This is a genomic window from Alteraquisediminimonas sediminicola (assembly GCF_019740335.1).
Lineage (GTDB): Bacteria > Pseudomonadota > Alphaproteobacteria > Sphingomonadales > Sphingomonadaceae > Alteraquisediminimonas > Alteraquisediminimonas sediminicola.
Map to the genome: position 1 here is coordinate 86,920 of NZ_JAHXZS010000007.1, position 20,809 is coordinate 107,728.

17 protein-coding genes are annotated in these 20,809 nt (G+C 58.5%); all 17 read right to left on the reverse strand.

Annotation, left to right across the window (positions count from 1 at the left end):
• Positions 1 to 3 precede the first annotated feature (3 nt).
• The 17 genes from K6117_RS12945 to K6117_RS13025 all read right to left on the reverse strand — a co-directional run bounded on the left by K6117_RS12945 (position 4) and on the right by K6117_RS13025 (position 20,642).
• Positions 4 to 486, reverse strand: coding sequence for a hypothetical protein (locus K6117_RS12945; protein WP_221795912.1), 483 nt, complete (start codon positions 484 to 486; stop codon positions 4 to 6).
• A 274-nt stretch (positions 487 to 760) separates the two neighbouring features.
• Positions 761 to 1,207: a hypothetical protein gene (locus tag K6117_RS12950; RefSeq protein ID WP_221795915.1), complete on the reverse strand. Its 447-nt coding sequence runs from the start codon at positions 1,205 to 1,207 to the stop codon at positions 761 to 763.
• A gap of 3 nt (positions 1,208 to 1,210) precedes the next feature.
• Positions 1,211 to 2,935 (reverse strand): phage terminase large subunit, encoded by a 1,725-nt coding sequence (gene terL / locus K6117_RS12955; protein WP_221795920.1) that lies wholly within the window; start codon positions 2,933 to 2,935, stop codon positions 1,211 to 1,213.
• 44 nt (positions 2,936 to 2,979) lie between these two features.
• On the reverse strand, positions 2,980 to 3,309 hold the full coding sequence (locus K6117_RS12960; RefSeq protein ID WP_221795923.1) for a hypothetical protein: 330 nt from the start codon (positions 3,307 to 3,309) through the stop codon (positions 2,980 to 2,982).
• The gene (locus K6117_RS14680) at positions 3,309 to 3,494 is read right to left on the reverse strand and encodes a phage holin family protein (protein WP_221795926.1); all 186 of its coding nucleotides are present in this window, start codon (positions 3,492 to 3,494) and stop codon (positions 3,309 to 3,311) included. Before K6117_RS14680 ends, K6117_RS12960 begins: the two co-directional genes overlap by 1 nt.
• Before the next feature lie 228 nt (positions 3,495 to 3,722).
• Entirely contained in the window at positions 3,723 to 4,220 is a 498-nt protein-coding gene (locus K6117_RS12970) for a hypothetical protein (RefSeq protein ID WP_221795929.1), read from the reverse strand.
• Between the two features lies 1 nt (position 4,221).
• Complete coding sequence (locus K6117_RS12975) at positions 4,222 to 4,674, reverse strand: hypothetical protein (protein ID WP_221795931.1); 453 nt, start codon at positions 4,672 to 4,674, stop codon at positions 4,222 to 4,224.
• Positions 4,675 to 4,817: 143 nt separating this feature from the next.
• Positions 4,818 to 6,326, reverse strand: coding sequence for a phage tail fiber domain-containing protein (locus K6117_RS12980; protein WP_221795934.1), 1,509 nt, complete (start codon positions 6,324 to 6,326; stop codon positions 4,818 to 4,820).
• A 75-nt stretch (positions 6,327 to 6,401) separates the two neighbouring features.
• Positions 6,402 to 10,310 (reverse strand): hypothetical protein, encoded by a 3,909-nt coding sequence (locus K6117_RS12985; protein WP_221795936.1) that lies wholly within the window; start codon positions 10,308 to 10,310, stop codon positions 6,402 to 6,404.
• A 15-nt stretch (positions 10,311 to 10,325) separates the two neighbouring features.
• Positions 10,326 to 12,626: a hypothetical protein gene (locus K6117_RS12990; RefSeq protein WP_221795939.1), complete on the reverse strand. Its 2,301-nt coding sequence runs from the start codon at positions 12,624 to 12,626 to the stop codon at positions 10,326 to 10,328.
• A gap of 12 nt (positions 12,627 to 12,638) precedes the next feature.
• The gene (locus tag K6117_RS12995) at positions 12,639 to 13,457 is read right to left on the reverse strand and encodes a hypothetical protein (RefSeq protein WP_221795943.1); all 819 of its coding nucleotides are present in this window, start codon (positions 13,455 to 13,457) and stop codon (positions 12,639 to 12,641) included.
• Between the two features lies 1 nt (position 13,458).
• On the reverse strand, positions 13,459 to 16,032 hold the full coding sequence (locus K6117_RS13000; RefSeq protein ID WP_484771506.1) for a phage nozzle protein: 2,574 nt from the start codon (positions 16,030 to 16,032) through the stop codon (positions 13,459 to 13,461).
• Between the two features lie 10 nt (positions 16,033 to 16,042).
• Entirely contained in the window at positions 16,043 to 16,654 is a 612-nt protein-coding gene (locus K6117_RS13005) for a hypothetical protein (protein ID WP_221795950.1), read from the reverse strand.
• A gap of 69 nt (positions 16,655 to 16,723) precedes the next feature.
• The gene (locus K6117_RS13010; protein ID WP_221795952.1) at positions 16,724 to 17,686 is read right to left on the reverse strand and encodes a phage major capsid protein; all 963 of its coding nucleotides are present in this window, start codon (positions 17,684 to 17,686) and stop codon (positions 16,724 to 16,726) included.
• 61 nt (positions 17,687 to 17,747) lie between these two features.
• Positions 17,748 to 18,269 (reverse strand): hypothetical protein, encoded by a 522-nt coding sequence (locus K6117_RS13015; protein WP_221795955.1) that lies wholly within the window; start codon positions 18,267 to 18,269, stop codon positions 17,748 to 17,750.
• 245 nt (positions 18,270 to 18,514) lie between these two features.
• Positions 18,515 to 20,053, reverse strand: a complete 1,539-nt coding sequence (locus tag K6117_RS13020) for a portal protein (protein ID WP_221795958.1) — start codon at positions 20,051 to 20,053, stop codon at positions 18,515 to 18,517.
• Between the two features lie 304 nt (positions 20,054 to 20,357).
• Entirely contained in the window at positions 20,358 to 20,642 is a 285-nt protein-coding gene (locus K6117_RS13025) for a hypothetical protein (protein WP_221795961.1), read from the reverse strand.
• Positions 20,643 to 20,809: the final 167 nt, after the last annotated feature.

Here is a 20,809-nt window from a genome sequence, read left to right on the forward strand (position 1 = left end):
TCCTTAGATGGCGTGGGTGAGCATCATGTTACAGGCGAGGTCGTTAGCGACTGCACCTACCGTGGACTGACCAGTGACCTTGATGAGAGCATCAGCGGTCAGGGAGATGGCTGCTACACCGTTGTTAGTGAAGGAGACGGTATCAGCGGCCCCTGAGCCCGCGCTAACGTACACGAGAATGCGCTGGGCCCCTGCGGCTGTACGGACGATGGTGGCCTCCATAGCCCAGTGCGTGACGGTGGCTACGGCGGTAGTAAGGGTCGCGATGACCGTAGCGCCAAGGTAGAGCTTGATAGTGCGGCTGCGGGTGCTGCCCACCATTGTACCAGAGGCCACCACGCGGGTAGCCTGCCCATCCACGGCCAGCGTGTTAGCCGGGAGCGTGAAGGACTGTAGGGTAGTCTCGGTGACATTGGCAGCGGTGCCGACAGCAGCGATGGGGGATGCTAGGCGGCTCTCTTTAGGAGCCCCTGTGTTGATCCGCATTAGTACTCCGTAGCCCCGAAGGTCTTACCCGTGGTGATGCAGAATACGTTGACAGCCTGATTGGTGTTTACGTCAGCCGAGGAGCCAGCGGTAAGCTTGAAGCCCGTGCCGACAGCGGCAACGATGCCGGTCTCCGTAAGCCACATGTCTGTGTCTGAGGTGTTCTGAAAGGTCAGACCCCGACGAGCACGGTTGATTGGGGCCACGGCCTGAGAGACACCACCAGTGGTGATGGTGCCCCCCCGGTTAACGCCCTGATAGAGCAAGCCGCTCATTATGCAGTGACCGTAGCGACATAGGTGACGGTCTTGGCATTGTAGCCGCCCGAGGCAGCGACAGAGGCCGTGATGACCGAGGTACCCGTGGTAAGAGGGGTGATAGCGCCTGTGAGGGCATTGACGGTGCACTTGGCTGGGGTAGCCGAGCTGTAGGTGACGATGCCTTCTGAGCCGCCCTTGGCCAGAGCTGGGCCAGCGGTTACGCCAGCGGCAATGCTGTAGCTCTTGGCAGACGGGGTGAAGGCGAGAACTGGATCAACCGGGAGCAGGAGGTCAACAGCAGTCTTGACTTCCGCAAGGAAGGCAGAGAGCTGGACAGCCGAGGGGTGGCGACCATTAGCGTACTGGTTGACTTGGACGTAGCTAACTGCCTGAGCCGCGATACGGCGCAGGTGATAGCCAAGGGCCCCGATGTTCGGGGACGAGAGGGCGCTCTCACGCATAGATTATCTCCTGTTGTATTTATTAAAGACGGAGCCGCCGCGTCCTCGCGGGGTCTCGTAACGGGTGTGGCCGAGAGGATCGCGCATACGATCCATGAGTTCCTTCTCGCGCATGCGAGTTACTGCTTCGGCTTGATTGATTGCCAACTGAGCGACCCAGTAGCGGACAGCCCCTTCAAGGGCGTCTACTCTATCGTCATGGAACAAGGCGTTCCGATCACGGGTGATCTTACTCATCTGGTGGAAGAGGGAGTACAGCTTGCGCTTGGCGGGCTCGTGTACGGCGGCTGTGTCAGTATCCTCTTGGATCACAGCCTCGTTGATGATGAGGGAGCCACGAGCAATAACGGGCTCTAGGGTCTCGATGATCCTGAGCTCCTTCTGGCCCTTAACGTAGTCATCCTCTACCGCGCATGTGTGATGCTTGCGGAGGATCGGGAGCCACACCGCGCTAAACGCGCCGTAGCCCATGTTCATTTCAATGATGACCTTGTTGACTTCCCAAGCCTTAGCCACTTTGGCCAAGGTCTCCATCTGGGCGATGCCATAACCACCGGGGATACCTCCGGCTGCCAGTACGTAGATATTACCATTCAAGAAACCAGTGACAGCGTAGGCCGTCTCATCCCCGTTCTTACCGCCACCTGCGGGGTCCACGTACATTACGATGCCTTGCAGCTTCGCAACGTCAGTAGACAGCTCGTGCGGTGTGTTCAGGAAGTAGCTGGTGCTATGGATGGAATAGGCTTTCAGGCTTGCGCCCCCGAAGCCACGGGTAACAGTAAGTGGGTAGTGGTCGCTACCCAAGCGCATGACGATCAGGTCCTCTACCTTCAACGGGTAGCGGAGGCTGTCCATGAGCTTCGTGTTGAGCATGTGCTGCAACTGGAAGTAGCTGGGGCCCTGATCGAGCTCCTTGGACTGTAGCACGGCCTCGTTGAGGCGGTCGTCTACAGCCTGACCCTGATCCTTGAGCATGCCACCGCCATAGGCGAGGCCGGGGTCAAGGGTGATGCGGCGCTTGATATAGGGGGCCAGCATATCGCCATAGGCGGTAGTCTGCTCAGCCGTGGGATAACGACCGGGCCAGATGCGGACTGTGAAGCCCCGCCCCGGTAGGGAGTTATAAATGGACTCTTGGCTCTGCGGTGTACCAAGGTAGATGATACGCCCAGTTTCGCAGATGGAAGTGAAGTCCCGCGTGAGCTCCATGAGGAGTTCCCGCATAGGGGCAGTCGAGGAGTTCTTCTTACTCTCAATATCATCTGGGATGAGAAGATCGGCCCGCTTGCCCTGCAAGTTGCCGGTGATACCAACGCAGGCCACGCTAGGGGACTTATCCACGCCCTTGAGGGTGTAGTGGATATCAAAGGCCTCAACAGAGGTCCTGTCCCCATTGGAGGCGTCTGGTCGCATACATGCCAGCTCGTCCAAGGTCATAAGCAACCGGACGATCAGGGTAGAGATTTCGTTGGCCTGCTTGCCGCCTGCTGACAGGATGAGGACGCGGTACTGGGGGTTCTGGATCAAGGACCACACTGCGTAGATAGCAGTGATGGTAGTCTTGGCCTGTCCCCGCTGGGCCTGTACCATAAGGTACTGAGGGCCGTAGGCGAGGAAGTGCCCGATATCCTGCTGGACCTCGGACACATCGAACCCTAGGTGCGTCATGGCTACGTCAAGGAAGGTGCTGAACTCAGCATACTCCCGTTGAACGAGCCCCACCATTTTCCATCTAGCAATTGCGGCTTCGGGACTTTCCCGTAATGCCATTAATTAGGCAGGCTTTGAAGGAAGCCCATGTGCTGCGATGCGTCCCGCAGATCAGCCTTGGAGGCGGTCTTGCGGATACGGTCCTTCATGATCTGTTCAAGCTCACCCAAGGCATTACCCTCGGCTGGCTTACAGGTGATGTTGTTGTCTTTAAGGAACTTGGTAGCAGCTTGGATTTCAGCCGCACTAGGCGGGATGATAGTCGGAGGGAACACTTCCCCAGTCTCGGGGTCAGTGTAGCCCGGAACCTCGCGGCCCTTCATAGCGATGCCGAGAGCGGATGCCACGGCGTCATGAAGAGCGCCGAGGACATTCTCGTCAGCGGCCATTATGCTTTACCTTTGAGGGTCCTACGGATGAGGAGGATGATTTGAAGGACTGTGTAGAATAGGGTGGTAGCGAGTACCCAGTCTTGAAGAGATAGACCCCCGAGAGTGGCTGCAACTACAGCGATAGGCGGGGATGCCTTAGTAACGGCAGCGACGATTTCGCTGCTGGTTGTGTGATGATCCACGTCAATCTTTCATGTAGGTGCGCTCATTGTCGGAGCGGTAGGCACGGGCACAGTGTCCCGGCTGGAAGAAGAATAGGGTGTTGACCGCAGCTACAGCCGCATGCCCCCACCATTTACCCACAAGGCTTGCCTCATAGGCGCGGGCTGAGAAGGACTGGTCACGATCCCCGCCTAGCAGCGCGTTCCCGAACTGGGAGACGGCTGCTAGGATATTAAAGAGGTACCGGATCACTTGGTCGCTGCCAGACGGAATAGGTCGTCGGCTTGCGCCTCAGTCATGCCGAGGGCAGCGGAGGCAGTGAGAAGCGTTGGGTTATCCCGGAGGACTTCCGTAGCGTATTCCCACTCCTCAACCACGTCCTCGGCTAGGGTAGCGAGGTATTGGTCTACTTGGGCCTTGATCCCGATCTGACGTAGCGCCTTGCGGATTTGCAGGGGCGTTACGCTAAGGGGGACCGTGGCCTTAATCTCGGCTGCGGTCATTAGGCGCGATACCCAAGTCTGTTGCCAGATGCCGTTGATAAGCGCGGGCTGCCCTTCCTCAACAACCGAGCCAGCCTGTGCGGGGGGCTTGGCATTAGAGGCCACACCGACCACGCCAAATTCAGATAGAATGGAGAGTGCGGGATCAGCCGGGAAGCTAGTGTTCGGGTGGTCATCCCGCAGCATCCCTATATCGTAGGGGTACGCGGCAACCTGCCCACCTATTACGTGTGCGTATTGCATATTATTTTACCCCTAAAAGGATGCCGCTCGACGCAGACGTTGAGGTAGTTGTTACCGTCCCCGTGCTACCGGCTGGCACTTTCTTGCTGAAAATGCCAATAGACGGTGTGTTTGCGTTGTTATCTTGTACAACCAGCGCCCATCCAGAGATGCTAAATGAGGTGGATGCCAAACTATTGAACACAAAGGCCAGTGCTAGGCCGTCTTGCGTCATCGTTACTGCTGGCAGCACAACATTCATGTTGTTGATTGATGCAGCACCAATAGCGTCGAAGACTGCACCGGGGATACGCAATATAAACCCAGCCAGCTTACTTGAACCTGACGCAGTAAACACGTAGCTGGCAGGCTCCGACCCAGTAGCCACTTTTGTAGCTACGAGATGCGTACCTGTATCAGCGCGCTCGACAAAGCTGTCGGCGTTTGTCCAGTTGGCTCCTGCCTGACTGGCCAAGTAAACAACGAGTAGATCGCCAGCCGCCGTTCCAGAGGGTTTAGCGAGGGTGAGGGTAGTGGCGTTACCACCTCCGCTATCTGCGAATGCCGTGGTTGCAACAGCTAGCTCTCTGCCACCGCGCCTAAGACACGCTGCCAACATTATGCGCTAGCCCCGGTCAATGCGCCGTAGACCTGCCCGCCGACCTTCCACAGCGTGACCCACGTAAGGCCAGTTGCCGCCAAGGTTGGGGCCGTTCCTCCCACCCACTTGACGCCAGACGCGCCGAAGGTCGTATCCGTCCACGTCAGAGCATAGGCCGTGCCGTCATCAACGGACAGGGTAACGCTCTCGCCATTGGCAAAGTTAGTCGCCTTGGGGGTCCGCGATGCGCCCAGCACTACAGCCTGTATCGTCCCGTTGCCGGGATCAATCTCGAAGGCCGCGCCATCAGCGATGGTATAGATATCCTCTAGGATGGCCCCAGTGATAACGGGGTCAGTTAGAGCTAGGCCTGTGAAGGCGGTATGGGTGTGCCCAACAGGGGCTAACTGGTAGTCAACTCCGTTGTATCGGGTGTAGAGCCCAGTCGTGGTGCTCCACACGTCCCCGTTGACAGGGGTAGTAGGGGCAACTCCGGGAGCCAGATTTAGGCCCGCCGATCCGACAGCCGAGGCTACGGTGTTGAGCTTGCCGGTCATGGTGTCCCCGGTCTTGGCTACGAAGCCCGTCCCGCTGACGTATGCGGCTACCCAAGCAGAGCCCGTGTAGATACGCATCTCGGTCGCTACGTTATTGAAATAGAGGGTTCCTGCAAGCAGGGCGTTGCCATCGTTGTCCAGCGTAGGGTTCGCTGCCTTGGGGCCGAGGTATCGGTCATCAAAGCTATCGAAGCTGGCAAAGGTAGCATCCCGAGCCGCCTCAGTTGCGGTCTGTGCAGCGGAGGCTGCTAGGGCCGAGGTGTTGGCGTTGCCAGCTTGCGTGGTAGCAATACCGGCCTGCGTGGTGGCAATGCCTGCTTGGGTCGTCGCTGTGCCTGCCTGCGTGGTAGCCGTAGAGGCTGACGCAGTGGCCGAGGAAGCGGACGCTAGGGCTTCTGCTGCCTTAGTAGTGGCAGTAGAGGCGCTGGCTGTAGCGGAGGTCTGTGAGGCCCCTGCTGCGGCTTCGCTTGCGGCGGAGGCGTTCTTGGAAGCTAGCGCGGAAGTGGCGTCAGCCGTGGCTGTGCCCTCGGAGCTCGAAGCAGCAGCAGCACTAGCAGCCGAGGCTACAGCACTTGCCGCAGCCGCGACCGCGAAGGCGTCCGCAGCAGTGACCTGCTCGTTAAAAGCGTCCGTGAGCTCAGCAGCGGCAAAGACCGCCTGCTTAGCATTGGAGTCCAGATTGGCTTCGGTGATACCTGCGCCATCGGTGAAATCTGCATAGGGGCCCGTAACTGGGGTTGCCCGGTAAACGACATGGGTACGCCCTGTAGGTACAGGGGTGGTCGTGGTAATCGTGTTAGGACCAGCGAAGGTAAATGGGACGTTGATAATAGCCCCTGCTAGGTCGGTGTAATAGGACTTGACGTGCGATGCCAGCAGGTACCCGCCAGAGAAACTAATCTCTCGGGTCACTGTAACACCATCGCCAGTAAACTTATTCATGCTGTAGCGAATGCCGGTGTCGGGCATCGTACCTCCTGTTTCTAATTGTGCGGGACGGTATCAAATGGAGGGGCCGGAGGATTGCTCCCCCGGCCCAGAAACTTAGTTCTTGTCTGGTTCCATCGCTGTGATGAATGGCACCATGTATGGGAGGTTGGCTCCCGGTAGCAGCTTGGGTAGTTTGGACACTTGCCCGCCCATGGTTCCCCGCAGAAGGTCATCTACGAGGCCCACGCCCGGTACGAAGCCGCTGGTGGACTGCCTGCCCACACCGCCCCCTGTGATGCCCTCAGCCGTAGCCTTGTCCATCACACCGATGCTGGTGAGGCCGCTGGTACCTACGTCGATAACATCGCCTAGGAGGCCTGCGGACGAGGCGTAGTTCATGGTAGCCCGCGCCATGCCCACTGCGGACATGTGCGAGGCAGCGTAGTCCTTGCGCTCCTTCTCGCTCATCCCTGCCATCTTGATCTGCATACGAGCAGCATGGATGGGGACAGCAAAGGACATGGAGCCCATGAGGATAGCGAAAGACTTCATAGCCCCGTAGTTGGATTGGTTCCGCCCCCACTGCTTCTCAATGGAAGTCAGGGAGAAGGTGCGGAACTGAAACAGGGTCTTTAGCAGATCGTTGTGAGCCCACGCCCCGGTCTCCCCGGTGTACGTGCGCTGGATGATCTGCCCTGCCCCACGCTCCACGCTGTCCCGGAAGGTCATGAGGAGGTTAGGGTCCAAGGTGCCTGCGTGGAGGTCTAGCTTGAGCAGGTTGCCCTTGCTGTCGAACTCCGCGATGTGCTCCATGTTCTTGCGGATATCGGCCTGCACCGCTGGGGTGAAGCCCATATCCATCAGGGCTGTGTCGTTCTCCCCACGCTTGATGTAGCCTATAGCCTTGCGGACAATCTGCTCTGCCATGCCACGGGTCTGTACGGCCACGATGATCCGGTGCCCGGAGGCTACGGAGACCATGTGGCTCCCTGCCCTGACAGCCTTGCCGAAGCGACCTACGGCCTCATCGTTATAGAGCTGGATTTCATTATCAGGGATATCGAACATGCGGGTCATCTGGTACCCGTCAACGCCCAAGTGCCCGCCCAGCGTATCAATGCTGTTGAGGATTGGGTTGTCTACGAGCTCCCCCTTAGTCAGGGCGTCAATCTCCTTACGGAGGCGGTTGGCCCCGCCGATGGCCCCCATCACTCGCTTGAAGCCCACGGCTGCCAGAGCGTTGCCGTACTCACCAAGCTGGGTGAAGCCCATGCCGCCCAGACGGGCAGCGGAGGTCGCAACCCGGAGGTTGTCTAGTGAGGGGTGGCGGACCGCACTCTTGTAGGGGGTATTCATAAGCTCCGAGGCTACCTGATCGAAGGCATGCATCTCATCTGCCGTAGCGCCTGTGCGCTCAGCAGCCTCACGGATAAGGCCGAGGCCCTTTGCACCTAAGACGCCGTACTGAGCCAAGGCTACCTCGCCAGAGACCCTACGGGCATAGCTGCGGTAGAGGCCGAGGATATCCTGCCGGAACAGGTCCCCTAGTATCTTGCCATCGCCAATGTCCGTTAGGAGGTCCAGCTTGAGCCGTCCCTTGGTATGGCCTGCGCCCCCTCGGCTGAACTTAGCAATGATATCTGCCACAGCATCCTTGGGGAGGCCGTCCATAGCCGAGAGGGCCTCAGCTACGATATCAGCGCCTTCCGTGCTGTGGAGGTTCATAGGCACGTCATAGCTACCGTTGCCCCGGCGAAGTGCGCGAGTCAGGTAGCCAGTGGCCAGCTTCTTAGAGAACTTCTGATCGAAGGCCTTGGTGATCTTCTCACCAGTAGCCTTATCAATGTAGCTGTACTCGTTGAGGTGGCTGAACTGGCTTGCCAGCGCATCCTCTACTCGGGCCCGCTGTGCGGTGGAGAGGGTCATGAGCTTACGCGGATCAATCATGTGGCGCATGTAGCCAATGCTGGTGTTACCGAGATTGGCTGCACCGAGCGTACCCATGTGCTGCTGTTCCCGGCGCATAGCATCCATGCCCTTTTCCCAATTGGTCGCTGCCTTGCGGACAGCGGGATTGGTGTCGAACATGGTGCCCTCTGCATGGCCCTGCCTGCGCTCTACCTCGATAAACACGCGCCTATCGAAGTCCGCCTTAGGCTTGCCAGACAGGGCGCTGCTTACGTACCCCTCACCCTCGCCCTTGCGGTAGAGGTGGAATAGGTCCTCATGTTCAACCATGTGGCGGAGGTAGATGCGTTCCCGCGTTACCTGAGACAGTGCTGCCGTCCTACGACGACCGGCTGCCCCGGTTGTTCCTTCGAGGAGCTGCATGGCCGTAGCCCGCATTACAGCGGACTTGGAGCGGAGGAGCGTGAGCCCCGTGCTTTCCTGCCCGAATGCTTTTAGAAGCCGTCCTTGCAGGCCAGCCTCGTTGATCGGGTTAGCGTCAGACATGCGCTGTGACCGGGCTACAATCTCTGCGACTGCGGCCTGCTCAGCAGGGTCCTCAACGGCATGGAGGCCATGAGCGTCTATAACGGGCTGGCGGGTAGCAGTGCTCCCGGTGAGGAGGCTGTCTGCATCCCCCGTCATGAACTTGTTCTCATCGCCAACGTCAGCCAGCGTGAGGTTCAGGTCATTGACGGCCCGCTCGGTGTGGAGGCGTTCAACCTCTGCACGGAGAACTTGGGGCTCTGCACCCTCGCCCACGTTAGCAGCAGCTCGGACAATAATCTCTTCTGCTGCGGATTGGGCCGCTACGTGCTGCTCCCCGACAAGGCGCTCTGCGGACAGGTCCGACCCCTTAGCCCCTAGGAGGGGGTGTAGGGCCGCGCCGATGCCGAGACCTACTACGCCCTGCAAGAGGTAGTCCCCCGCGCTCTGGTCCTCTCCTGAGTAATCCAGAGCTGCTGTTGATGCTACGCCGAAGGCACCGCCCTCAGCAGCCATCGCAAGCATAGTGCCCCCGCGACCTGCAAGCTGGGCTACCTTAGAGGCACCCGCCCCGCCGATCCATCCGATAGGGTCCGCGATAGTCGCGCCTACGTTGAACCAAGTTCCGGTCCCGTTGCTGTCGATAACCTTAGTGCGTTCACGCTTGAGCAGGATACGCTGCTGGGCTGCGAGGAGGTCCCCGCGACTTGTAGCAGCGGCCCGCATAGCATCCCGCTCTTCCGGGGTCTGAGCAATGCTCTCCCACTCGTCCATGTTCTTGATGTACTCAGCATGGAAGGCTGGGTCCCCTTCGTTGTGCTCTTGGTCCATCCCACGGGCGATCTGGTTGAGGAAGAAGTTCTGGTCGATAGCCGCTACAACGCGGTCCCCGAAGCCGTACTGGGCCAGCTCTGCCGTATGATCCATTGCAGCCGTCTGGTTCGCCTTATCGACAACGAGGTCCGGGGACTGATCGAAGCGGGGGGTAACGAGGGGCTTGCCGTTGGTTAGCAGGGAGGAGAGGAGCTGGTCTGGCTCAGCCTTGGGGTCCTTAGGCGTAGTGTTGGGGCCCAGCGGCCTACGGCTGCCGAGGTCCTCAGGAGCTACGTCCTTGAGCTCGTCGTAGGTGAAGTCCGAGAGGTTAATGCCGGGAGCTAGGGCTGTGGCCCCATTCGATCCTGCGGACACGATACGCGGGCTCTGGCCTGTGACGCGGGCTACATAGGCGGCTGTAGTAGCGCCGTGCTGGCGCTTGTCTGGGCCACCGATGTATCCTTGGACTGCGCCCTCCCAAGTCCCAGTGCGCTTCATATCATCACGTAGGTGGAGGGCAGAGACCTTAGCGGCGCTCTCAGGGGAGGCGTAGGCGTCCACGCCGTACCTGTTTAGGAATAGGTCCCGCGTTGCGGGCATGATCTGATAAACTGTAGAGGCCCCAACAGGGGAGACTTGATCCGCATCGGACCTTTCTCCCCTGCGACGGATAGCTCTCATGCCACCGGCAGGTAGCCCGTACTGCTTCTCTAGGGGAGCTTCGATAGCATCGTATGCGGAGCTCTTATGTGATTTGTAGTCGGGCTTATTAGCCATGTGGTTCCTTGTCTGTTATTGTGCGCCTCCGGGCTTCAAGAGCATGGAGGTCTTCTTCATTGGTGAGGTGACGCGGGGCACGACCGAGAACCGGACGTTAGCCTTAGCTGCCATCTCGGCTTGTCCCTTAGCCACACGGTCAGCGCGGGTGCGGGCAGATGCAGCAGTGAATGCGGACAGTGGGATGATGACAGGGGGATGGTACCCCTCGTCATCTACGGGCTGCACAGCTAAGGCCGTTACCCCGTTGCCATCCTTGATCCTGCGAATGTCGTAGTTGTCCCCATAGGCCCCGTCTGAGTGACCCGCCTTAGTGAGCCACTCGTTGACCACAGCAGGGATAACCTCGTCGGCCTCGTCCTGCTGTAGATGCAGGGAGGTACCGAGGTTCTCAGTCCCCTGCCTGTTGGACCAAGCCAGCGGGCCGTACCGTTCAAAGCTGCCGTTCTTCAACGCCTGCTCTTCAAGCTGTGGGACTAGCTGCTCTGCCGGAACATCGCTGTTCGCGGAGAGGAGGTCCAACTGCCTACCCAATACATTCTGCATAGCGTTGAGGCCCGAGGTGTTCAGGTTCTTGCGGCTAAAGGGGTTAATCTGGATATTGGTGCCCCAGATCGTGCGGGCGTTCTGGCCAGACACATACTCTGCAATGGCGGTCTTGGCTTCCTTGGTAGCTGGGGCTGCCTTGGCACCTCCGTAGCGGGAGGGGTCCATAGCCTTAGCAAAGGCAAGCGAGGGGCTCATGGTGGCGGACAGGGACTTGTAGGCCATAAGTGGTAAGTACAGGTCCCCTGTATAGGCTGCTGCCATAGCGGGGTTCGCATCGTTGAAGGCCTTGAACCGCTGGAAGCCAGCTTCAAAGTCCTTGTTGTATTCCGTGCCGATGCTGGCTTCGATGTTGGACTTCAAGCCCGAGCTGACTAGGCCAGAGACCCAGCCATCTGTCTTGTACGCCTGCGTGATCCGCGTCAGGTTCCCCTGTGCGTAGTCCTGCTGAGCCAGCACATCGTAGTTGTTTCCGGTGCCGATACCGAGAGCGAGGCTCTGCTTAACGCCCCCTGCGCCCCACGCTGCGCTGATCTGAGCGGCCTTACCAGCGGCGTCTGCTGCTGCCTTGTCCAACTCAAACTTATCACGGGCTGCCTGATCTTCGAGCTGCCACTTACGATCCTCCTGCCGGGTAAGGGCGGAGTGCACGTTGCTCCATACAGTCTTGCCTTCACCGACAACCTCCTTCCAATCGAAGAGGTCTACGTCGAAGCCCGTCCTGCGCTTAACCTCGTCGTTGATGGACTTGGCTTCCGCCATTGCATCCTCAGCCGAAATCTTGCCGAACTGCTGCTTGAAGTGCAGCGCGTCGATACGAGGGCCCATCTCCATAGCCACAGGGGCCATAGCCCGATTGGCGTACTTACCGATGGCATCCTCTAGCTTGACGCGCTTGTCGTCAGGCAGGGTGTTGAGCAGCCCGCTGTCCTGTATCGCCTTGACCGCGTAGCCATTGCCGCTCTGGGCCGTGTCCAGCAGGAAGGTGGTGAGGGCGGAGTGGTAGCTCTCGGTAGTCATGCCCTCGGGAGGAGGGAAGATGGAGCCAACGAACTGATTAAGGGACTGCTGGGCTGCCCCAGTGACTTCATCGTCAGGGGAGCTCAGGCCAGCGTTCTGGACTTGGATAGCCTGCAAGGCCGAGCCCGATGCCCGCCACGCGGAGCTCAGGCTGCGGACAGCTTGGTCCTGCTGATACACGAAGCGGTTCTTTGCCGTGGTCGCCATAAGGGGGCCGGTGGCTTGGATGATCCCGCTCTGGATTTGCATGTCCGCCTCATTGTGCCCGGTCATGTGGGTACTGGCGTTCTCTGCAATAGCCCGTGCGGACTCGTTGGGGTCCATGACTTTCAGGTCATCCTGATTGTCCATGACCCACTGCTGGTGGTCTGCAATAGCCTTCTGGCCAGCGTAGAACTGTGCGCCCTCCTCGAAGGAGTTGGGGCCGAAGATGCTCTTCAAGCCCTTGTTGGACTTGTCCAGCTCGTCCAGAGCTACGCCTGTCTGGGCCTTGTTGAAGCCTTCATAGAAGCGGGCCTTCTGGTGCTTCTGGACGTAGGGCTCAACGATATCGTCAATCATTGCCCCGAAGTTAGTGGGGGCTGCTTGTGTGGGGGCGCTGGATAAACCAACGCCACCCTGAGATTGTCCGCCAATGACCTGCGCGGAATTGCTCCGACCGCTCAGCCCTGTGTTCGCCTGTGCGGGCGCGTTCGGGGTGAAGGCGAAGCTATCCTTTGCCTGCTGGCGGGAGTCGTAACCTGTGGCCATTGGCCCTCCTTGTTAGATATTAAATGGGCTGTTCCGCATGCGGACCTTGATATCCCCGTCAATCTTCTTGCTGCCGAGAGCCTTGGATTTGGAAGCACTGCTCCATTCCCCGCTACCGACCTTCTGCATGGCACCGAAGCCCGCCTTGACTGCCCCATCCATCGCTGCCCCTGCTGTTGCAAAGTCCGCGTTGTCTGCTGCGCCCTTGGCGGTCATTAGGCCCGTGCCGATCTTCATGACGGCTTGGCCTGCTGCTGGCCCACCGAAGTACGTAGCTGCTGCTGCCCCTACGACTGTGGCGATCCCTGCGAAGGAGCCGAGGCCCGGTGCCTTCTTGTGGTCAACGTACTGCTTGAAGTCCAAGTCAGCGTTGTAGGCGTTAACGTCCATGCTACCGACTGCGTTAGTCATGGTAGCCCCGCGCTGGGCACTGGCGTTGATGTTGTCGCTATTGACGCTGCGCTGGGCGTCCTCTTCCTGCATGGCCCGGTTCAATCGCATGGTGTTGTTGTAGGCCTCCACAGAGGAGCCCCCAACGCCTGCGGCTGCTGCCATAGCCGTGCTTGCGCCTAGCTCTTCCGCTGCCATGATCCGGGACATAAAGTTCCCCTGAGCAGCAGCGTCTAGGTTGCGGGCGATGTTGCCCGAGATATCATTGATCTGACTGCCAGCCGCATCAAGTACCCGTTGGTTCCCGATAGCAGCGGAGCCCCTCTGCAATGCAGAGATGGCCCCGTTCTTCTCGTTACTAGACTTCTGGGTAATCCGAGCAGCGTCAATCTTGGACTGCTCGATAATGTGGGTGGCACCAGCGTACATCATGGAGCCCATGTTATACCCTCTGTGTTCTGTTAAAGTACTGCCCGACCCACTCTACGGCAGTGATGGTCAGAGGTAGCCAAGTCCTAGCCTTGATGCTGTAGGAGCACTGCCTCGTCTCCTTACCGATGTTGCCATAGATAGAGGTGGTGACGATTGGTTGGTACCCGATCAGGTTAGAGCTGTCTCCAAGGATACGGCCATTGAAGTCCGTGACGGTCTTGGTTCCCTGCGAGGAGGTGACGTCGATATAAGCCCCGCCTGTGTCAGCGATGGACACCCGCACCCGGCCAAGCGTCAACCTGCCATCTAGGATAGCGTTGCCTGCCTTGTCCTTGATGTAAGGGTTCGTTGGGGTGACGAGGGCCTGATAGCCAATACCCACCCAGCCGTCCGTGCCTGTCGTATAGTCCGTCAGGAACTGTGTGAGCCCCGTGATGGGTGCACCCATGAACGGCCTGTACCCTGTTGAGGTAAACGCGATAGCGGCCTCTGTAGGGTAGTTGTAGGGGTTCACGTAGCTTCCTACCCCGCCAATGGCAGAGTACGGTCGCAGGCTATCAAGGTAGGGGTAGGTGGACTTCGAGGTGATAAGGGTGAACTGTTCGCAGGAGACCCACCACTTGTTCGCATTGGCGTAGTCCTTGCCCTCCTTAATCATGTAGATCAGGAGTCCCGTATCGTCAGGGCTCTTGGTGATCCCGATGACGTGCCCCACCTTCTCGTCCCATGTCCACTTGGACCAGCTATCGAACAGGCGCTCGGCATTGCCGGGGCCGTCTAGGTAGCTGTAGGCGTAGAGGGTGGTGCGTGAGGCAGTGGTGCGGAGACCCACGAACTTCGGGGTATCCAAGGCCACTAGCTGCACAGGCGTACCGCCGATGTAGGTAGAGAGCTGCTGCGACAAGTCCGAGCTCTCTGGCGTGTCTGCCAGAGCCCCTGCCTGTATCTGGTGCAGGGAGGCCTTACGAGCCGCCCCTTCCCCCTGCTTCTGGGCATAGAACACGAAGTTCCCGGAGCTGATAGGATCAGCGTCTGTGGCCCCTTCGTGGGCAGTGACGCCTACAATGCTGGCGGTCTTTGGAGTGATAGGCTGCCTACCGCTAACGGTGTACTGCCGGTTCTTGCCGAACAGGACTAGGTTGCGGTCATAGGTGACGGAGCTGGATATAATATCATCCTCGGCCCCCAATGAGAACACCTCGATAGGGTCGTCATCTGGCAGGGTTAGGACGGAGCTACGGAACCAGTCGAAATACTTACCGGGCTTGGAGAACAGGATGATGGTCCCGGAGCCGATGACCAAGCGGTCTTGGAAGCTGCCGAGGTAGTCAATGCGGTTCCCGAACAAGGTAGGAAGGGGGTTCGTAAGATCATCGCCAACGGGGTTGGGAGAGAACGTCGGAACCGTGACGCCTGAGAGCGTCTGTAGCTTGGCAGGGGTGCCCCCGATGTACAGGGTGCCTGCTTCGATAGTCGCGATACAGAAAGCAGTGTTAGGCTGCATCTTGTACCCACTGCTCTCGCGCCAAGCTACCTCTGTGACACCAGTAGAGATTCCGTCCTTAGCGTAGGCCTCTAGGTAGAAGGCGTCGAGACTGTTGCTCTTCTGGGGCTTAACCTTGACCACCTTACCGTGGTAATGGATCACGCTGACCAGATCGGCTGCTAGGATTCCATTGCCTACGCCTCGGATCAGTGAGCCGTCCCCGCCATCCTCTGCCTTGACCTCCACATACAGGGAGTTGTCAATCAGGACAGTGGAGTTGTTTACTGAGCAGCCTGTGACCCCTGCTGCCACTAGGGCCAGCCTGAGCTTCTCAGCAATGCTCTCTGGGGCAATGTCTGCGGCTGCCGTACCGATCCACTTAGTGACCTCGCCGTTGTAGGCGTTGACCCTATCGTTGACCTTCTTCTGGTAGTCTGCATCGGAGGTCAGGAGGTCCGTGGTATCCAGCAGGGTCGGGTAGCTTGCGCTTACCGTCTTGTAGCTGGCTACGGTAGTGGTCCCGTTGGCCTTCGTCAGGGTGATCTTAAACGTGCGGGAGTATGCCCCGCCCCTCACCCACACAGCCATCTTCTGCAAGTTAGCAGTGACGTTGTGGCGGGCTGTGCCTGTCCATGTGGGGACGATGGTATGGCCTGCGAGGAAGAGGAACCTGCCGATGCTGGTAGCAGCGGAGACGCCCCCTGCTACGAGGGTGTCTAGCACGGTGTCTGTGCCTGCGTAGGAGATGGGCACAAAGGCCCCGGTGGTCTTGTTGAAGCAGAAGGCGAAGCCCTGTTGTCCTAGGCTCTGGCTGTCTGCATCCGTGCGATAGATAAGATCGTATTCGATCCCGGAGATAGAGAAGGAGAAGGGCTTGCTCTGGGCTGTAGCCGTGAGGAGCTTTGTGAAGTGCCCAGCAGCAGCAGCGCCACCAACGGCCTCTGCCTTCAAGATAGAGCCGTGTCTGCGGGCAAGCCCGTTCACGGGGTCGCTAATCATGTTCTGTTGGGCCGTGTGCTGGCCTGAGCGCCGATCCTGCGGGACCTGCTCAGATACGCCACGCACTACACTTTCATAGCCCCCTGAGACTTTCGCCAATAGGTTGTCCTTAGTAGATGGGGAGCCCGCCCGGATTGGGTCGGATACCGATGTTGTTGAGGAGGTTCGCAGTCGTCGGGCGGCGGATAAGGTTCACGTCCCGGTTGCGAATGTGCTCTGCGTTGAGGGTGATGTAGGCATCCTTGTACTCCTGTTGGAGCATGCTGATTGCCGGGGCATCGCCATCGTAGTTGGTCTGGAATTGCAGCTTCGCGGAAGCCGAGATAAATAGCTGGGCCGTCAGCGGGAGGTCCTCGAAGGCCAGCATGCGGACGAGCTCAACTTGGACGTCTTGGGTAAATACCAAGCGGTCCTCATTGGCTGGGGCATACGGCTTGTAGAGCCTGCGACCACGGGCGACGAAGTTAAGGGACCCGTTCACGGGATCAACCTTGATAGTGTCAATGGGGAGCATGATGTTCCCGGTTCCCGCATCAGGGGACAAGGTGACGAGCTCCTGATTGAACCACCAAGATTTAGACTGTTCTCGGAAGGAGGCGTTCCGCAGGGCTGCGAGGCAGGCTGGGACTAGATCGTGGTCCTCCTCAAGCGAGTTAAGCGGGGACTCAGACAGGAGCGCCAACATATCGTTGACGACTGAGAGCTGGGTTAGGAAAGTCATTATGCTCCAAACGCAAAAAAGCCCCCGCCCCAATCAAGGGACGGGGGCGGGGTATGGGTTAGATTAGGCTCACGGCAACCAGATCGCACCGGCGTACTCGGCACGGTTCGGGGTGACTGCGTAGGCGAGATGGCTGTCTACGAACCACGACTTGAAGGTCTTGTCGTAGAACACGTCCGAGGTCAGCGGGATGGTTTCGCCGCTCAACAGAGCCTTGGCCGAGAAGGCCAGACCTGCCAGCTTGGTGAAGTCACCATCATAGGCGTTGCTGTTCGCAGCGTTCGACAGGAAGTGGCCCGTGACATTCGTGTTAGGAATGTTGTTGGAGCTGACGACCGGGCAACCGAAGGCCTTGAAGATCATGGTCTGCATGTTGTTGCCGTCCGAGGTGATGTACTCACCGTTGACGATCAACTCAGCATCAGCCAAGGCGCGGAACTGCGCTGGACGCAAGGCGATGATAACATCGTCCTCACGAGGGCTGACGTCCTTTTCTTCCATCTTGACGAACAAGTCGCCAATAGCGGAATACATGCGGGCCGGATCAAGTGCATCGCCCGAGGCACCGAGCGTGATGGTCGAGCCACCGAAGTGGCCAGCAGGCTTGCCAGCCGAGCCATTCGAGAAGCGGCTTTCCGACAGAGCGGCGGCCTTAGCTGCCTGAATAAACATGGACTGGTCGAGGAACTTAGCAATCTTCTTGCCATGCTCCACGCCGATTTCCTTACGAGCATCATACGAGCTCTGGAACACTTCCAGCAACGGCAGGACGTTACGAGCCAAGACGACCGTATCAACGGTGATCGAAGCCTTCGCGAAGTCACTCGGGGTCGCAGCAGGTGCTTCACCCGGTACGAGCTTGCTGAGCGTGGCTTCACCGATAGCGAAGTCCGAAAGGGTCGTGGTGCCCACAACGCGCTTCATGTTGATCCAACCATCAAGGACTGAGCGGCGGGCAATCGTGCCCTCAACCATGCCAGAGTACTGTTCAACCGCCAGAGCATCAACAGCACCGGCTTGGTTCTGCTGCATCGGACGGGTGAGATTACCGATTACACCGGCAGACGAGAAAAGAGTCAAAGGTAGTCCTTACTTAATTTGAGGCGAGACGGCGCTGGTTCAGCGCATCGTACTCATGAGAAGAATTGAGATTATGGGAGCCGATCTTCTGCGCGAGTTTCTGTACTGCTTGTGCGTACTCTCGTGCGGTCAGGGGGCCGTTGCTCGGCTGGGCCGTACCGGCGCTAGGCCGTGCGGTTGCTGAGGCGGGAGTGACTACGGTGCCCGCTGCCGTGTTATAGGCGTTGAGGAGCATCGTGGCTGCTGCCCGAGCTTGGAGTGGGCCAGCCGCGAACATCGCGTTAATCTCGGCCTTCTCGGAGGGATCAGCATTGGCGGAGGCCCATGCTTGAACTGTTGCCCACTGGCTATCGCCACCAACAACATCGTGTACAGCCGCAGTGACCGCTGCTTCCGCAGCAGCCATAGCTGTAACTGAGCGTTCCTCGGCCATCTTGGCCAAGGCCATCATCTGCTGCCAGCCGACAGCCTTATCGCCCATAGTGGCGAGGTGGGCTTCAAGCAGGGAGAAGTCCCCGTCTGCGGTAGCCAGCATAGCTGGGTGGTTAGCATCAATCCCGAGCCTGCCAACGAAGGCGAGGGCTACATCGAGACCAGCATCGCCGGTAGGTTCGTATTCAACAAGTACGCCAGCGGGGGCTGCCTCTACCACTGGGGTAGGAAGCGGCGCTACTGGTGCTGGGTCAACCGTCAAGCTGATTGGAGTTACGGGAGCAACGCTAACGGGGTCTACTGCGGCTGGTGCCACAGGTTCTACCACGGGGGCTGCTACTTGGGTCGTCATGCGGGTACTTGTCCTTGTTTAGCTTGTTCGACAGCGATGCCTGCGCCTGCGTCTGCGCCAGCCTGTGAGGCCATCATTTGCTGCTGCTGCGCCATCTGCTGCTGCTGCTCTGTTGCCAGCTCTTCTGGTGATTTCATGTAGGCTGAGACGTCGATGCGACGAGGTGCGCCTAGGGCTGCGGCAATCTTGGTAGTGTCCAAGCGTTGCAGAAGTTCAGGGGGGAGCTGGGCTACAGCGGCCATATCGGCCAGCCACATTTTGAGCTCTTCGAGGTCCCCGGTACGAGACAGGGCTTCTAAGCCTGTGACGATGGAGGGGACGAACTGGTTGCCGTCTACGCCTAATCCGATATCCCGCATGAGCCAGTAGGCCAGCGGAAGTTGCAGATCGACAGCGAGGCGGGAGTATGCGCCACCTAGGGAGGTTTCGAGCTCATTTGCGATGAGCCGGATTTCTTCCTGTGTGACACGCTCGGCATCCCGGACCATAGTGGAGGCCAGAAGGAAGCCGCGCCCGATACGGGTGACGTACTCCTGAGACATAGCCATAGTGACTTGGAGGTCCTGAGACTTGCTGCCTTCGAGGAGAACAATGTCGCCCTCGGCCCCCGGAAGGGCTGAGCCGTTCTCGCTCTGCTCAAAGTCCTCTACCCGCGTCATGCCAGCCGGATTGACTAGCCAACGGAACTCGGATGCGAGGACCGCCCCGATAACTTGGGAGCGGGTAAGCGTGGAGAGGCCAGCGAAGTCCCCCTTGTAATCCTCAACAAGGCCGGTGCCGTAGTGGGCATCGTCCGAGAGGTCCCATGTAAGGACGCGGAAGGGGAGGTCTTTCTCAGGCCACTTGCCATAGAACTCTTGGCCTAGCTGGATGGCATCCACCCACTGTACCATTTCATAGTCGCCATCGCGATTGCGAGTTACCCAGCGATAGAGAGTTACCTCCCGATCAGATGCGTACTTGGCCTTTGCGAACACGGCGTCTTGGACAGCGGGCTCTAGTTCATCGAACTGAACCTTGTCTGCAATGAGGAGCTCTAGGAGCTTCCCGGATGCAGAGCGTCTAGCAACGTATTTCTTGATCCCGATTACTCGGGCGTCCTCCTCAAGCGTCAGCAGGACGTTGCCTGTAACGATGAGGTGCTTGATTACTTCATATAGCTTGGGCCGCATGGCCTTGCTGTCGAGGAGCTTAACTGCTGCCTTCTCGGCCTTGGCCAACTGCTGCGCTAAGGCCTCGGTGTCTACGCCTAGGGCTTCGAGCTCTTTGGCGGTGGATGCGGAAGCGTCTGTACGGAAGAACGGGCGGGATGGTGCGAACCCTGCCAACATGATCTTGTTGGCTAGATGGTTGACTGCCTGCGCCCCTACTGATTGGAAGTCCCTACTCAGTTCCGAAGAGTTCTGGTCATACCCCTTGGGGAGACAGAGCTTCGGCAGAGTGTAGCTGGCGTACAACTCGCAACGGGCAATGAAGCCGTTACGAGCCGCCTCTAGCTGCTGGAACCTCCCGGATGCGGAGGTTGATACTGCCACTTAGATACTAATACCCGCACCATTGGTACGGCTCTGGAAAGTAGAGCGGACGGTCTTGCGGCGGCCCGTGGTAGGGTCCAGCTCGGGTGCCGGGGTGTCAGTAGCCAAGGCTACGTCAACCTGCTGCTGCGGCCTGCTGAGGGACTCAGCCGCCTGTTCCGAAGCCCGCTTCTGTGCAATCTGGGTAGAGAGGGTTTGCAATGCACCCTGCGCCTGTAGGCGATCATTCGCGGCTTGCATCTCTGCTGCCTTTAGAGTGGCGGCTGCTACTTTTCGAGCAGCCTTCTTTCCACCTCCGCACATATTATAGTTCCTTGCTGAGTTCGATTGCTTCCTGCTGGAAGCCCTCGCGTTGGTACATGGAGGCAAGGGCACGGTCTGACTTAGCCAGAGCTGTACCTACTACCACCGACGAAGCCCCGGCCTCTCGTGCGGCCTCCTCTAAGAAGGAGACCACATCGGAGAACCTCCCGCCCGGAGCTAGCTGCAATACGAGCTGCTCGGCTAGGATAGGGGTCTCGGAATACCAAGGCGTAAATATATCATATATTACTAGGTAACATTCATTAACAATATATACGTTATCCATTAGACATAGGTTATTCATTCCTATATCTAAATCCATAATCTTATATATATGTTTAGTACTAATCTTTCTTAATCTATCTATCATAGTACTAAGAGTACTTCTTATAATAGGAAGATCAAGAGGGGTTACTTCACGATACAACGTAGCCCTTTCTGAGTAGTACCAGA

What these genes read in the sequence shown, in the direction of transcription:
- K6117_RS12985 (WP_221795936.1), bottom strand. Translation starts at nt 10,310, where the DNA reads ATGGCTAATAAGCCCGACTACAAATCACATAAGAGCTCCGCATACGAT.
- K6117_RS12950 (WP_221795915.1), bottom strand. Translation starts at nt 1,207, where the DNA reads ATGCGTGAGAGCGCCCTCTCGTCCCCGAACATCGGGGCCCTTGGCTAT.
- K6117_RS12980 (WP_221795934.1), bottom strand. Translation starts at nt 6,326, where the DNA reads ATGCCCGACACCGGCATTCGCTACAGCATGAATAAGTTTACTGGCGAT.
- K6117_RS12945 (WP_221795912.1), bottom strand. Translation starts at nt 486, where the DNA reads ATGCGGATCAACACAGGGGCTCCTAAAGAGAGCCGCCTAGCATCCCCC.
- K6117_RS12990 (WP_221795939.1), bottom strand. Translation starts at nt 12,626, where the DNA reads ATGGCCACAGGTTACGACTCCCGCCAGCAGGCAAAGGATAGCTTCGCC.
- K6117_RS12970 (WP_221795929.1), bottom strand. Translation starts at nt 4,220, where the DNA reads ATGCAATACGCACACGTAATAGGTGGGCAGGTTGCCGCGTACCCCTAC.
- K6117_RS12995 (WP_221795943.1), bottom strand. Translation starts at nt 13,457, where the DNA reads ATGGGCTCCATGATGTACGCTGGTGCCACCCACATTATCGAGCAGTCC.
- K6117_RS13025 (WP_221795961.1), bottom strand. Translation starts at nt 20,642, where the DNA reads ATGGATAACGTATATATTGTTAATGAATGTTACCTAGTAATATATGAT.
- K6117_RS13005 (WP_221795950.1), bottom strand. Translation starts at nt 16,654, where the DNA reads ATGACTTTCCTAACCCAGCTCTCAGTCGTCAACGATATGTTGGCGCTC.
- K6117_RS13015 (WP_221795955.1), bottom strand. Translation starts at nt 18,269, where the DNA reads ATGCTGGCTACCGCAGACGGGGACTTCTCCCTGCTTGAAGCCCACCTC.
- K6117_RS12960 (WP_221795923.1), bottom strand. Translation starts at nt 3,309, where the DNA reads ATGGCCGCTGACGAGAATGTCCTCGGCGCTCTTCATGACGCCGTGGCA.
- K6117_RS13010 (WP_221795952.1), bottom strand. Translation starts at nt 17,686, where the DNA reads ATGCAGCAGAACCAAGCCGGTGCTGTTGATGCTCTGGCGGTTGAACAG.
- terL (WP_221795920.1), bottom strand. Translation starts at nt 2,935, where the DNA reads ATGGTGGGGCTCGTTCAACGGGAGTATGCTGAGTTCAGCACCTTCCTT.